Here is a 12,413-nt window from a genome sequence, read left to right on the forward strand (position 1 = left end):
GACCCCTCGCCCCATTCCCTTGGGATCGCGGGGTCTCCCGCGACGAACCTTTCTCTTCATTTGGGGGATTTTCTTCTCCCCCAACCTGTGCGAGAAAACAAGCGACGCCAGCCGGTGTTAGCACCACCGACCGGCGTCTGACCCGCAAACACCAAAGCAACTGGAGTTCACGAGCTGTGACAACGATACAGGTCCATTCTCCGCCGGCAAACTTCTCGGCGTCGCACGCCTTGCTCGGCCGTCTTTACCTCGAACACCGCGCTTTCCTGAGGCGCCTTCTTCTCGGTCAGGCCATCCCTCCTCGTGACGTGGAGGATGTTCTGCAAGAGGTCTTCATCACGGCATGGCGTCGCCTCTCGTGCCTGGTCACGCCAGAGCAGGCTCGGCCGTGGCTCTTGGTGATCGGGCTCAACCATGCACGCAATTATCGAAAGCTCTTGCGATACGAGCGTGAGGTCCTCGCTGGTTCGACGGAGGATCTTCCCGAGCAAGAGGACACGACGTCGCCGGAGACGCTCTTGCAGGCGGTGTACGGGATGTTCCGGCTGAAGCGATTCCTCGCAAAGCTCAGCCACCGCATCCGTGCCGCGGTGCTGCCCTACCTGGAGGGGCGATCGATCCCGGAGATTGCCGCGTCGCTCGGGATCAAGGCGAAGGCCGTCCACAGCCGCCTGCATCTCGCCCGGGCGCGATTGGAGATGCTTTCGCTCGCGTAAGTGCCGCTGCCGCCCCCGCTGTCATAGCGGAAACGGCAGCGGCAGCACCCGCGCTCGCGACTACGCCGCCGGCACCTCACCCGCCGGCTCCACCGCCTTCTTCCGTCGCGTCGCGCGTCCCGCGGCGACCGCCTTTGCATGCGCAATCGCATCATTCAGCGGCGCAAGCAGCGCCCGATTCTCCACCTCGCGCTCCACGTCGCCCGGAATCTCGCGGCTCTCCACGTACTTCGTCAATCGACCGACGAGGTGCACCCACTCCGCCTCCGCGTTGCGGCCCTTGTGCACGTGTTCCCCCTGCGTCCCGCGCGCCGCGACGCGCTCGGCATACGCCTGGTCACTCGCGTCGAGCGCCGCCTCCAGGAAATCGATCCATTCGGGCGGCAACTTGATGCCGACGAGCGTGGCCGCGTGCTCGGGGGCGCGCAGGACGGTGAGCGTCCCGCGCATCCTCGTGTTCTCGTCCGGAATGCGGTCGTCGAGGAAGCCGAGCCCCGCGGGGAATGCGGCGGCATGCAGGGCGCGGGCGGCGGAGGCAAAGGCGCTGTGGCGGCGACGCCCCGCGATGTCGAGGAACGATCCGATGTGCCGCCCCCAGGTATCGACCTCGTCGTCGACGATTTCGGCCTTGTCCGCGTGCGCGGCGAGGGCGGCATGGGCCGCCTTTTTGCCGAACACGTGGGCATCGAGCCGGACGGCGATGGCATCGAGCTGGGGAATGAAGATATCGAGGGCCGGCTCGGCGGGGCCGAGCTGCGCGCGCTCGACGAGCTCATGGTAAAGCTTGCGGCTAATGGTGGCCTTTTCGACGCGGGAGAGCTTGGCGGGAGACGGATGATTGGCCATGGAAGACACCTCGCTGGTTTCGAGCGCGACGACATGTCGCGCGGCGGGTTCGGCAGGTGTCTTGGCAAGGGTCGTGCCCACCCGGAATCCACGGAAATCCAGGCGGGGGCTCCAAAACGGAGCGCAGCGGCGCTCCAAAACGGAGCGGGGGCGCCCCAAAACGGAGCGGTGACGACCCGAAACGAGGTCCGGGCGGTCCAGATCGGTCATGGGGAGGCCCCAAAGCCAGGTCCGGGCAACCGGGATCGGTCATGGGGAGGCCCCAAAGACAGGTCCCGGCGGTCGGGATCGATCATGGGGACGCCCCATCGTGAGGTCCGGGCAGTCGGGATCAATCATGGGGAGACCCCATCATGAGGTCCGGGCGCTCGGAGTCGATCATGGGGAGACCCCATCATGAGGTCCGGGCGCTCGGAGTCGGTCATGGGAGGCCCCCTTCGTGAGGTCCGGGCGCTCGGAGTCGGTCATGGGGAGGCCCCAAAGCCAGGCCCCCGCGCTCGGCAGGGCCTTTGGGGAGGCCCCAAAGCGAACCTCCCGGTCTGCCACCGGAATCAGGGCATCAGCGCCGTCGCGCCTCGGCTCAATCGAGCACCGCCGGCGCGCTCACCCCGACATGCTCGATCGGAACCCCGCGGGCCTCGAGCTCGCGCTGTAGCTCGTCGAGGCCGGTCGCCGATTCGGGCAGCCGCTCGATCTCCCGACCCTTCGCCGTGAAGAGCCCCAGCGCGTCCTCCAGCATCTTGGATTCGGTCCAGTTGTCGTTCCGCGCGAACCGCGCCCGCGCGACGAGGTCCAGCGCATGCCTCGTACGTGTCCAAGATGGGGGCCGGCCGGGCCCTCGTCCACGGATGTTGCGTGGACCTTCGCCCCTCAGCAAGCCCCATCCCCCGCGCGAAGGGAGCGGCTAGCCGAACGGCAACTCGACCGTGAACGTCGCCCCGTGCCCGGGCTCGCTGCACACGCGGATCGTGCCGCCGTGGGCCTCCACGATCTGCCGGGCGATGTACAGGCCGAGGCCGAGGCCGCCGAAGCTGCGGCTCGATACGGCGCGCTCGAAGCGCTCGAAGATCCGGGCCTGATCCTCCTTGGGGATGCCCATGCCGCGGTCCTCGACCCAGAACTCGGCCCGCGGCCCCACGCGGCGCGCGCCGACCGTGATGGGCTTGCCCATGCCGTACTTGATCGCGTTCGTCAGCAGGTTGATGAAGACCTGCTCGATGCGGAACCGATCCCACCGGCCGACGACGGGCTCGGAGGCGACGAGCTCGACCGTGCAGCCCGCGGCGGTGATCTGGTGCTGGAGGCCGTCGACGGCCTCGCACGCCAGCGTCGTGAGATCCACGTCTTCGAGCGACAAGGAGAGCTTGCCGGCGCCGATACGGACGACGTCGAGCAGCTCCCCGACGAGCTTTTCGAGCCGCTCGACGCTGTGGTTCGCGATGTCGAGCAGGCGGGGCAAGCCCTGGAGCTTGGGGTTCGCGGCGAGCGCGGGGTCCTCCAGGCGCCGGCGCAGGAGCTGCACCTGCAAGCGCAGCGGGGTGAGCGGCGTGTTCAGCTCGTGCGAGGCGATGTTGAGGAACTCGTCGCGGATCCGGAGCGCCTCCTGGGCCTCGCGCAGCAAGCGCTCGCGCTCCTTCTCCGCCTCGGCGCGCTGCGTGATGTCCGTGGAGACCCCGCACACGCCGTAGGCCGCGCCCGTGGCGTCGCGGAGAGGCACCTTCATGGAGAGATGGGTGTGCAGGCCGTCCGGGAGGGGCACGCTCTCTTCCACCTCCAGCGGCGCCATCGATTCGAGGACCTTCCGATCGTTCCGGCTCAGGCTCTCGGCGAGCTCCGCGGGGAAAAGCTCCTCGTTCGTGCGGCCGACAGCGTCGTCGCGGCCGAGCACCTCCGCGAGCCGCCGATTGACGAGCAGGTGCCGGCCCTCGAGGTCCTTCACGTAGATGAGCGCCGTGGTGTTGTCGACGATGGCGCGGAGCTGCGCCTCGCTCCGGTGGAGCGCGTCGTACAGGATGGCGTTTTGCAGGGAAATCGCGGCCTGCGAGGCCAATAGCTCGACGACCATGAGGCGCTCGCGGGTGAAGGCGCCGGGGACGAGGTCGTTCTCCAGGTAGAGCACGCCGATGACGTGGGCCTGCTGCACGATGGGCAGGCACAAGAGCGCCCGCGGGCCGTGGGATGCGAGGTAGGGATCCCTCGAAAAGAGGCTCGGCTGCGCGGCGTCGTCGAGGATCACCGTCTCTCGGCTCCGGCGCACGTAGGTGACGATCGACGCGGGCACGGCCGACGCCGTCGGGCTGCGGGCGGCGACGTTCACGTGGACCCCCGCCGGGCCGAAGGAGGCCTCGGCCTCGATGCGCAGCTCGTCGTCGCGGACGAGGAGGAGGAGCCCGCGCTGCGCGCCCGCCCGCTGCACGAGCGCGCGCATCAAGGTCTCGAGGAGGCGCGCGAGGTCGATCTCCGTGGAGATGGCCTGGGAGGTCCGGAGGACGGCCAGGAGGTCGAGCTGCTCGGGCCGGGCCACGATGGCGGCGGCGAGCGGCGCAGGGCCGCGGTCGACCACGCCCGGATGAAGGCGCTCGAGCTCGGCGACCTTGGCGTGGGCGCCCCACTCGGCATAGCCGTTCCGGGCCTCGCGCAGGTACGCGGCCCCGCTCGTCTCGGAGCCGCGGCGCAGGTGGAAGCGGCCCGCGAGCTCGTTGGCGAGGGCCTCGTTCTGGATGTAGCCGTGGCGCCGGGCGGCGCGCGCCGCGTCGTCGTAGGCGCGCATGGCGTCGAGCGGGCGATCCTCGACGCGGGCGCGCTCGGCCACGCAGAGCGCGTGCTTGTGGCCGAAGTTCTCGGGGCAGACCTCGGCCCATTCGCCGAGCTTGCGCTCATGCTCGCGGAGGGCAGCGAGGATCGCCGGGCGCTCGGCGGCGTCCGCGTCGTCGTGGTGGCCGGCGAGCGCGAGCGCGCCGTAATACCAGAACTCGGGCTCCTGGACGTGGGCCACCGTCGACCAGAGTAGCGCCCGGCCGCGCTCGGCGGCAGCGACGGCGCCGCGAAAATCGCCCGCGAAGACACGCGCGATGAGCTGCATGATGTAGTGCCAGCACGTGACGACCGCCCAGGGATAGTGATCCATGACGGCGTCGCGGGCGGCCTCGTTCGGCGTCGCGCGCCCGCGCAGGGTGTCGACGAGGTGCTGGATGTCGAGGATGACCTGCGTCGAGGCATCGAACCGCGCCCGCCGGGTGAAGGACAAGCGGCGATCGGCCTCCTCGAAGACCTGATCGAGCGGGTGGCCGAGCAGGAGCCGGTCGACGACGATGCGGTTGCAGCAATAACAGGCGAAGGTCACGTCGCCGGTCTCGAGCGCGGCGCGAAAGGCGGTGTCCAGGTACGGGAGGCACGCCTCCAGGTGGCGCGTCCAGAAGAGCGTGTTGTCGCCGAAGATCACGCTGATCTTCGCCTTGTACGCCGTGCTCCGCCGCCGCTCCATGAGGTCGTAGCCGAGTTTGCCGAAACGATACCCCTCCCGGTACCGCCCGAACTCCGGGCCGAGGCTCATCCCGAAATAGGCATACGCGAGCGCCGAAGCGTCGGCGTTGCCGTGGAGCAAGCTCTGGTTGACCATCGAGCAGTAGACCAGGAGCGAGAGGTTGGGGTCGGTGTTCAGGGCCGGCGCGAAGAGGACGGCGAGGATGTCCTGCACCGCGGCGATCTCGGGATCGGTCATCTCCGGCAGGTCGATGAGGGCCTCGATGGGCCGGTCGCCGAGCAGGGCGAAGACACGCTCGCGCTCGTGCTCGACCTCCGCGCGCGTGGGGTGCGCCGGGATGACGATCCCGAAGAGCGAGAGCCCACGCAGGCCGCGGGCGACGGCCTCGTCGAGGTCGTCGAGGCTCGTGTAGAGGTCGACCTCCAGGCGCCGGATCGCCGCCTCTTCCCGCCGGCTCGTGGCGTGGGGCGCGAGCGCCGAGAGCTGCGCGGCCGCGCCCGTGAGGTCGCCGCAGAGGAACGTGCAGGTGGCGAGCTCGAAATGGAGGTCGTAGGCGAGCGCGTGCGGAGCCCGGAAGGGATCGGGGCCGAGCATCCGCACACCGGTGGCGAGGTACCCCGTGGCGGACTCGTACGCGGTCGAGGCCCGCGCCCGCCGGCCCGCGAGCAGGTCGAGGCGGGCGAGGCGCGCGCGCTCCTCCGGATCGTCGAGCAGGGCGCCGCCGAGGTTGTATTGGTGGACGATCGCGAAGATCCGGGCTTCGACCTCCTCGGGCAGCGTCGCGTCGAGCAGGGTGCGGCCGATCGCGAGGTGCGTCGCGGGCCGCTGGTCCTCGGGGATCAGGCGATAGGCCGCCTCCCGCACCCGGTCGTGGAGGAACCGGTACGTGTCGCCCACGCGGCTCATGAGGCCGCCGTGGAGCGCGCCCCAGAGGACGCCGTCGAGGGCGCTCGGGGACCTCCGGCTCGCGGCGGCGAGCGTGCCCATGTCCACCTCGCAGCCGAGGCAGGCAGCCAGGACGACGAGGGCGCGGGTCTCGGGGGGGAGCCTGTCGACCTTGGCGGCCATGAGGTCGACCACGTTGTCGGTGAACGGCGCCGTCCGGATGGCGGCGAGGTGAAAGGTCCACGCGCGCGCCTCGCGATCGAAGAAGAGGAGCCCACGCTCGTGGAGCGCGGCGAGGAACTGCAGGACGAAAAAGGGGTTGTTGCCGGTCTTCTCTTCCACGAGGGCCGAGAGCGGGCGCGCCCGCGCGGCGTCGCACTGGAGCGTGTCGGCGACGATCCGGTGGACGTCCTCGGAGGTGAGCGGGGCGAGGACGATGGGGTGCACCCGCGCGCCGGCCGCGCGGATCGCCGAGATCACGAGGGAGAGGGGGTGCGCCGGCGTGACCTCGTTGTCGCGATAAGCGCCGACCACGAGCAGGTGCTTCGTGTCGGGGTGGGTGAGGATGTCCTGGATCAACGCGAGGCTGCCGGCGTCGGCCCATTGCAGGTCGTCGAGGAAGAGGAGCAGGGGCCGCCCCTCGGCTGTGAAGGTCGAGAGGAAGCGGCGAAAGACCAGGTAGAAGCGGTTCTTCTCCTCGGTGAAGGGGAGCGCCGCGACGGCGGGCTGCTCGCCGATGACGAGCTCGAGCTCCGGGATCAGGTCGATGAGGATCTGGGCGTTTGGCCCGAGGGCCGCGGAGAGCCGCGCGCGCCACGAGGCGATCCGCTCCTCGCTCTCCGTGAGGACCCGCCGGATGAGCTCTGCGAAGGCCCGGACGACGGTGGCATACGGGACGTCGCGCTGGGTCTCGTCGAACTTGCCGGCGAGGAAGTTGCCGCGCGTGGTGGCGACGGGCATGTCGAGCTCGCGGACGAGCGAGCTCTTGCCGATGCCCGAATAACCGGAGACGAGCACGAGCTCGGGCTCGCCGGTCGCTACGACCCGCTCGAAGCGCGCGAGGAGCGTCCGGATCTCGCGGTCCCGGCCATAAAGCTTCTGCGGGAGGTGAAATTGCTCCGAGACGTCCTCGCGGCCGCGCGGGAAAGGGCGAATGGTGCCGGCCGCGTCCCATCGCGCGAGGCATATCGCGAGATCATGGGCGAGCCCGCGGGCGGTCTGATAACGCTCCTCGGCGACCTTGGAGAGGAGCGTCTGCACGAGGGCCGAGAGCGGTTCGGGGATCCGGGGGACGATTTCGTGCGGCGGCCTTGGCGAAAAGGCGATGTGGCAATGGACCCATTCGAGCAGATCGGCGGCGTGAAAGGGCAGATGGCCCGTGAGCATCTCGTAGAAGGTGATTCCGAGGGAGTAGAGATCGGTCCGGTGGTCGATGGCCCGGTTCATCCGCCCGGTTTGCTCCGGCGACATGTACGGGAGGGAGCCCTCGATGGAGCGCACCCGATCGGCCTCCTGGTACTCCCGCGGCAGGAGCGAAGCGATCCCGAGGTCGGTGAGCCTGACCTGACCTGTCTCGACGTCGACGAGGATGTTGTCGGGCCGGATGTCCTTATGGATGACGTGGTGCTCGTGCAGCCCGGCGAGCGCCTCCGCGGTCTTGACGGCGATCCGGAGGAAGCGGCCGACCTCCATGGGCGGCCCGAGGAGGCGGCGGAGGGGGACGCCGCGGAAGTCCTCGAAGACCAGGACCGTACGCTCGGCCCAGCGCGCGAGCGTGATCGGGTGGAGGACGAGGCCCGCGTCGAGGTCGCGGGCGACCGCGCGCTCGTGCTCGAGCTGGCGCAGGGTCTCGGGCGAAGGATGCTTGGACGCGGGGTACTTGAGGAGGACCGGCCGATTCCCGTCCTCTTCCCGCGCGGCGCGCTGGAGGAGGAACCGGTCGTTCACGCGGACGGTGTCGATGATCGTATATCCGCCGAGGGCCTCCACTTGGATCTTCTACCGCGATCGGGAGCAAACGCACAGGTTGTGTCGAGGGAGCCGGCGCCCGCGCGGGCAGGACCGGAGCGAGCGAGCGTCTAGGCGCGGGTCGTCGGGCTCGTCCGGACGGAAGCCCATGGGACGGTGAATGGGGCGTCGGGGGACCCGCGGGCTGCTCTTCGGGGCGCGACGCTTCCCATGCTCGTGCTTGCTCCGGGGCACACGCATTGCAATCAGGCGGGGTTCGTCGGCGCTGCACGGGCGTGCCGGCTCTCGATGAAAGAATGGAGGCAAGCATGCGCAATCATCTTTCCGTGGACCACGCTCTCCGGAGCGGGTTTGGTATGGCGCTCCTGGCTGCGCTCGCCCTCGCGAACGGCTGTGCGCCGGTGGAAGGCGCTCTGGAAGGCGAGGGGGAAGACTCCATCGAACCCTCCAGCGAGGAGGCCGCGGATGAACTACAAACCCGGGCTTCGGTGCGCGCCTTCCGGTGTACCCTCAGCGGGGGATTGGTCTCCGCGTCGATGGTGGTCTATCCCGGCCCGCAGGGGAAATCGACCTGCACCATCGTCGCGCCGACCCTCGCGCGTTCCTCGCAGAGGTACTGCACCGGCACGGGCATCTTCATGACCTGCCCGGATTGCCAGGACCTCCGGGTCGACCTTTCATGCCCCTACCGCGCGCGAAACCGTACGCGGAACCGATGAGCCCGACACAATGCTCGCGCGCACGCCGGGCGGCGCCGCATCACGCTGTGCCGCCAAAGTACGGTTCCCCATGGCATCTCGATTGCAGCCTGGGCGATCGAGGTTCCGGCGCTATCCCAGCGTGCGGGGCCTCGATTGAAAGGAAGGCGAATATGAATACTCTGCATCAGATGGGTCGCGCTCTCCGTACCGGCTTCGCCCTCTCGCTGGTGGCGGCGTTCGCCCTCGTGAATGGCTGCGCGTCGGTGGATGTCGACGACGCGTCGGGGCCGTCCGCGGATCCGTCGCGCGGAGAAGCAGCCGAAAACCTGTCGGCCGTCCCCCCGGTGGGCCAGTGGGCATGCACCACCGGAGGGGGATTGTTCGAGGCGGTGCTGGTGACCTACGCCGGAGGCGAATGTCATATCTACACCGGTTCGGGCCGTCGGGGGGACACGTCGTATTGCCTGGGCAGAGACTTCACGACCTGCCCTGATTGCAGGACCCTCGGGGACGGTTGGGATTGCTACTGGATCTAGCCGCGCAATCCGACGAACCTCGACCGTGCAAGCGGGCCGGCTCGTGAGAAACGAGGCGCGCCGCCGGTCCCGCCTCGATCGACAAAGGAGCAAACCATGAACGATCGACGCGACACGAGTCGCGCGCTTCCAACCCGGCTCGGGTTTTTGCTTCTGACCGTGGCCGTCTTCGTGATGGGCTGTGCGTCGGGAGATGTCGCAGGGGTCCCCGGGGACGAATCGAACGACGAGGCCACCGAGGACCTGACGACCCGCGATGCCCGCCTCGTCTATTCATGCACCCTCGCAGAGGGGCTGGTGCTCGGGGCGCTGGAGGTTTTCACCTCCAGCGGCGCGACCCCGACCTGCAGGATGCTCGCCTCGGAGCCGCCCAACGCGTTGAGGCACTTCTGCTTCCCCGCCCCTCCATTGCCCGGCACCTGCCCTGACTGCCTGGCCCTCAAGGCCATGCTCGGATGCGCATTCATCCCGTGAGCGGCCGGTCTTGATCCGAGGCGAGACGGGGCGGCACCACCAGGTCCCTCGCGTCGAAGGGAGTGATCGTTTTCGACGCGGCGGCTCCGGGGCATCCGCATTGCAATGCGTCCGGCGTTCGTCGGCGACTGCGCGGGCATGCCAGCGCTCGAGGAACACAGGGAGGCAAGCATGCGTATTTCTCGTCCCGTGGATCACGCTCTCCGGAGTGGGCTCGGTCGGGCGCTCCTGGTCGCGCTCACCCTCGTGCACGGCTGCGCGCCGGTGCACGAGGGCGAGGGGGAACCCTCCGTCGAACCCTTCAGCGCAGAGGCCGAGGAGGAGCTGGAGACCCGGGCTCCGGTGGGCCTCTACAGATGCACCCTCAGCGGGGGGTTGATCTCTGGGACGATGGTGGCCTACCCCGGCCCGTGGGGGAACTCGACGTGTACGTTCTTCGCCCCGCCGCTCCCGGGTTCTTCGAAGCGCTTCTGTAGCATCCGTGGCCGCTTCATGACTTGCCCGGATTGCCAGGCCCTGCGGATCCACCTGGCATGCCCCTTCCGTGATCCGATCTGAGGAGTCCGAAACAAAGGGGGAGGCCCTGATGGAAACGTGTCATCGAGTTGGTCGCGCCATTCTGACTGGATTCGGGGTTTCGCTGCTCGCCACGCTCGCCTTCGTGAACGGCTGCGCGTTGGAGGACGACGAAAGCGTGTTCGGGGCGCCTGTCGAGCCGTCGAACGTGGGGGCGGCGGCGGATGCCATGTTCAACACGGCGCCCGTGGGCATCTGGACATGCCACCGGCGCCTGGAGCCGAGGTCGCTCGTGGTCACGCGTGGACCCCTCGGGAACAATACCTGCTCGGTCACCGCCACGCTCGTGCCCGGCTCCTCCGATATGTACTGCGGCGAGGATGGCTGCCTGCCGTGCATGTACCTCCAGGATCTCTGGAAGTGTCCCACGACGTAGCCCGCGCGGAAGTGCGGCTCGCAGATTCTACCGCGCGAGCTGCGCCTCCCGCCCCACCACCACGACGCCACGCGCCTCGAGCCGTCGCGCCTGCTCCGGGTCGTCCACGCCGTTTGCGGTGACGTCCACCCATTGCAGGTCCGGCAGGCGCTCGAGGGGTGCGAGGGACCGTAACCAGTTGCCGCGCAGCGAGATACGACGCAGCCCGGCGAGCCCGGCGAGCGGCGAGAGGTCCGTCAATGCGAGGTCCTCGAGCGAAAGCGCCTCCGTCGCGGCGAGGCGCTCCCCGAGGCGCTGGCAATCGGGCGAGCCCGCCGCGAAGACCGGCTCCCCCAGCGCGGCGGCGAGGGCCCGCAACGTGCGCCGCGGACCGGGGCCCAGGTTTTTCGCAGCCTCGCATCGCGCGGAAAACGATTCCCCCTCGGGCGTCTCCTGCGAGGAGCGCAAGGGGGGCGCGCAATCCAGGTCCCCGCGCGCGAGATCGACGCCCGATTCTTCCTCGATCCAGCACGCCGTCTCGCGCAGGACGCTCCATTTCCCGGGCTTCGTATCGTCGGCGCAGGGGACGGGACCACGCGACGCGAGGCCCACGAGCCGGAAAGAGCCGCCTTCCAGGCGCACGAGGGCCGGGCCGCCGCTATCGCCGGCGCAAGCGTCGGCCGCGGCGCCCCCGGCCCTGAGCTCGGCACGGCCGACGGCGGCGACGTGGGTCCACGCGGCGTATTTGCGTCCATATCGGGCGACGTCCTCCTCGCGGTCCCGAAAACCATATCCGAGGAGGAGGAGCTCCCGGCCCGGCACGAGGGCCTCCTGGGTCTCGGCGACGTCCGTCAAAAGCGGCACCGTCGCGATGGCGTGAAGGGGCTCGGCGAGGATCACGAGGCCCACGTCGTATCGCCCGAAGAGGGCTTCGGGCCTGGCTTTTTTGTAGAGCGGATGCATGACCGCCCGTGTGATGCCCACCGTCGGCCGCACGGCGCCCCCTTCCGCGCCCGGCCCGACATACACGCCGGCCTCCTGCAAAGCCTCCGGATCGCCAAGGCCGCGCACGCAATGCGCAGCCGTCACCACGAGGCGCGGGTGCACGAGCGTGCCCGAGCAGGTGATCAGACCCCCGCGGGTGAGGGCGACGGCGGTCTCCCATTGCCCGGCTGGGACGAGCCTACCGCCGACGAGCGGCAGCACCAGAGCCTGCGGCTCCTCGGGGGGCGCCCCACAGGCGGCGACCCAAAGACAGACCAGGACCGCCCTCACGAACGACCGGGAACGTGCGCCCATGTCGCGGGAGCTCAATCGTAGCAGGGCCCGAGGAGGAGATCGCGCCCCCGCACGGTCGGGTCGATTGTGAGATCACAATGACGACGCGTTTCGGTCACGACCTCCAAGTACACCGCGTTGTCGCAACGAGCCATGACCTCCGTTTGTCTCACGCTGGAGGTCGTGGCGAGGATGCCGCTGTTGCCGAAGGGGCCGATGGTCGCCCGCAACGACCCGTTGACCCAGATCTCGCAGGTGCGGTCGAGCTTGCTGATGACCCTCAGGGTATTGAGCCCGCGCTCCACGTCCGCGTCGTCCGCCGCGCGGGCCGTGAAGCCGGCGGAGGCGAGGCCGAGGAGCAGCATGGAGGCAATGGCGAATCGAACCATCGAGAAACTCCTTCCCATCGGCATGGCGGACCCACGTTCCTGCACGAAGCATGGGGGTTCGCATGCACGTCGCAAGCGGGCGCCTAGAACATCGAGCGGTTCAAGAACCGCTCGATGTTCTAGGCTTCTTTCGTCCCGAGGGGGACGCCTCGCGTCCCCCTCTCGCCCGGGCAAAGCCCGGTCGATTCACCCCCCGAGGCGAGCT

11 protein-coding genes and 1 pseudogene are annotated in these 12,413 nt (G+C 69.2%); 6 read left to right on the forward strand and 6 right to left on the reverse strand.

Translation table 11 applies throughout. From position 1 onward, the window contains the following. The first annotated feature begins 176 nt into the window (after positions 1-176). The gene (locus tag QHF89_RS44860) at positions 177-716 is read left to right on the forward strand and encodes an RNA polymerase sigma factor (protein ID WP_284721771.1); all 540 of its coding nucleotides are present in this window, start codon (positions 177-179) and stop codon (positions 714-716) included. 60 nt (positions 717-776) lie between these two features. Here the strand turns inward: QHF89_RS44860 and QHF89_RS44865 are convergent, their stop codons facing one another. From QHF89_RS44865 to QHF89_RS44875, 4 genes and pseudogenes are all read right to left on the reverse strand, one after another. Further along, the gene (locus tag QHF89_RS44865; protein ID WP_136973313.1) at positions 777-1,562 is read right to left on the reverse strand and encodes a hypothetical protein; all 786 of its coding nucleotides are present in this window, start codon (positions 1,560-1,562) and stop codon (positions 777-779) included. Between the two features lie 580 nt (positions 1,563-2,142). Next, the gene (locus QHF89_RS44870; RefSeq protein WP_284721772.1) at positions 2,143-2,301 is read right to left on the reverse strand and encodes a hypothetical protein; all 159 of its coding nucleotides are present in this window, start codon (positions 2,299-2,301) and stop codon (positions 2,143-2,145) included. A gap of 165 nt (positions 2,302-2,466) precedes the next feature. Then, a complete protein-coding gene (locus tag QHF89_RS50285; RefSeq protein WP_425440856.1) occupies positions 2,467-2,904 on the reverse strand; it encodes a sensor histidine kinase in 438 nt (145 codons plus the stop codon). 36 nt (positions 2,905-2,940) lie between these two features. Then, positions 2,941-7,920 (reverse strand): annotated as a pseudogene (locus QHF89_RS44875) (AAA family ATPase); the annotation flags it as partial. A gap of 287 nt (positions 7,921-8,207) precedes the next feature. Here QHF89_RS44875 and QHF89_RS44880 point away from each other — a divergent pair. The 5 genes from QHF89_RS44880 (at position 8,208) to QHF89_RS44900 (ending at position 10,562) form a co-directional block, all read left to right on the forward strand. Next, positions 8,208-8,618 carry a hypothetical protein gene (locus tag QHF89_RS44880; RefSeq protein ID WP_136931667.1) on the forward strand — a complete coding sequence of 137 codons (411 nt, stop codon included), beginning with the start codon at positions 8,208-8,210 and terminating at the stop codon, positions 8,616-8,618. 152 nt (positions 8,619-8,770) lie between these two features. Further along, positions 8,771-9,136 carry a hypothetical protein gene (locus QHF89_RS44885; protein WP_136973315.1) on the forward strand — a complete coding sequence of 122 codons (366 nt, stop codon included), beginning with the start codon at positions 8,771-8,773 and terminating at the stop codon, positions 9,134-9,136. A gap of 96 nt (positions 9,137-9,232) precedes the next feature. After that, positions 9,233-9,610, forward strand: coding sequence for a hypothetical protein (locus QHF89_RS44890; RefSeq protein ID WP_136973316.1), 378 nt, complete (start codon positions 9,233-9,235; stop codon positions 9,608-9,610). Positions 9,611-9,781: 171 nt separating this feature from the next. Next, on the forward strand, positions 9,782-10,168 hold the full coding sequence (locus QHF89_RS44895; RefSeq protein ID WP_136973317.1) for a hypothetical protein: 387 nt from the start codon (positions 9,782-9,784) through the stop codon (positions 10,166-10,168). Between the two features lie 28 nt (positions 10,169-10,196). After that, entirely contained in the window at positions 10,197-10,562 is a 366-nt protein-coding gene (locus QHF89_RS44900) for a hypothetical protein (protein WP_136973318.1), read from the forward strand. A gap of 27 nt (positions 10,563-10,589) precedes the next feature. Here the strand turns inward: QHF89_RS44900 and QHF89_RS44905 are convergent, their stop codons facing one another. Together QHF89_RS44905 and QHF89_RS44910 are read right to left on the reverse strand one after the other, a co-directional pair. Continuing rightward, the gene (locus QHF89_RS44905) at positions 10,590-11,840 is read right to left on the reverse strand and encodes a S1 family peptidase (RefSeq protein WP_136973319.1); all 1,251 of its coding nucleotides are present in this window, start codon (positions 11,838-11,840) and stop codon (positions 10,590-10,592) included. 11 nt (positions 11,841-11,851) lie between these two features. Continuing rightward, positions 11,852-12,208 (reverse strand): hypothetical protein, encoded by a 357-nt coding sequence (locus tag QHF89_RS44910; RefSeq protein WP_136973320.1) that lies wholly within the window; start codon positions 12,206-12,208, stop codon positions 11,852-11,854. Between the last annotated feature and the right edge of the window lie 205 nt (positions 12,209-12,413).

Origin of the sequence: Polyangium sorediatum, assembly GCF_029946465.1 — a bacterium.
Classification (GTDB): domain Bacteria; phylum Myxococcota_A; class Polyangia; order Polyangiales; family Polyangiaceae; genus Polyangium; species Polyangium fumosum.

What these genes read in the sequence shown, in the direction of transcription:
- QHF89_RS44910 (WP_136973320.1), bottom strand. Translation starts at nt 12,208, where the DNA reads ATGGTTCGATTCGCCATTGCCTCCATGCTGCTCCTCGGCCTCGCCTCC.
- QHF89_RS44890 (WP_136973316.1), top strand. Translation starts at nt 9,233, where the DNA reads ATGAACGATCGACGCGACACGAGTCGCGCGCTTCCAACCCGGCTCGGG.
- QHF89_RS44885 (WP_136973315.1), top strand. Translation starts at nt 8,771, where the DNA reads ATGAATACTCTGCATCAGATGGGTCGCGCTCTCCGTACCGGCTTCGCC.
- QHF89_RS44870 (WP_284721772.1), bottom strand. Translation starts at nt 2,301, where the DNA reads ATGCTGGAGGACGCGCTGGGGCTCTTCACGGCGAAGGGTCGGGAGATC.
- QHF89_RS44865 (WP_136973313.1), bottom strand. Translation starts at nt 1,562, where the DNA reads ATGGCCAATCATCCGTCTCCCGCCAAGCTCTCCCGCGTCGAAAAGGCC.
- QHF89_RS44905 (WP_136973319.1), bottom strand. Translation starts at nt 11,840, where the DNA reads ATGGGCGCACGTTCCCGGTCGTTCGTGAGGGCGGTCCTGGTCTGTCTT.
- QHF89_RS44880 (WP_136931667.1), top strand. Translation starts at nt 8,208, where the DNA reads ATGCGCAATCATCTTTCCGTGGACCACGCTCTCCGGAGCGGGTTTGGT.
- QHF89_RS44900 (WP_136973318.1), top strand. Translation starts at nt 10,197, where the DNA reads ATGGAAACGTGTCATCGAGTTGGTCGCGCCATTCTGACTGGATTCGGG.
- QHF89_RS44895 (WP_136973317.1), top strand. Translation starts at nt 9,782, where the DNA reads ATGCGTATTTCTCGTCCCGTGGATCACGCTCTCCGGAGTGGGCTCGGT.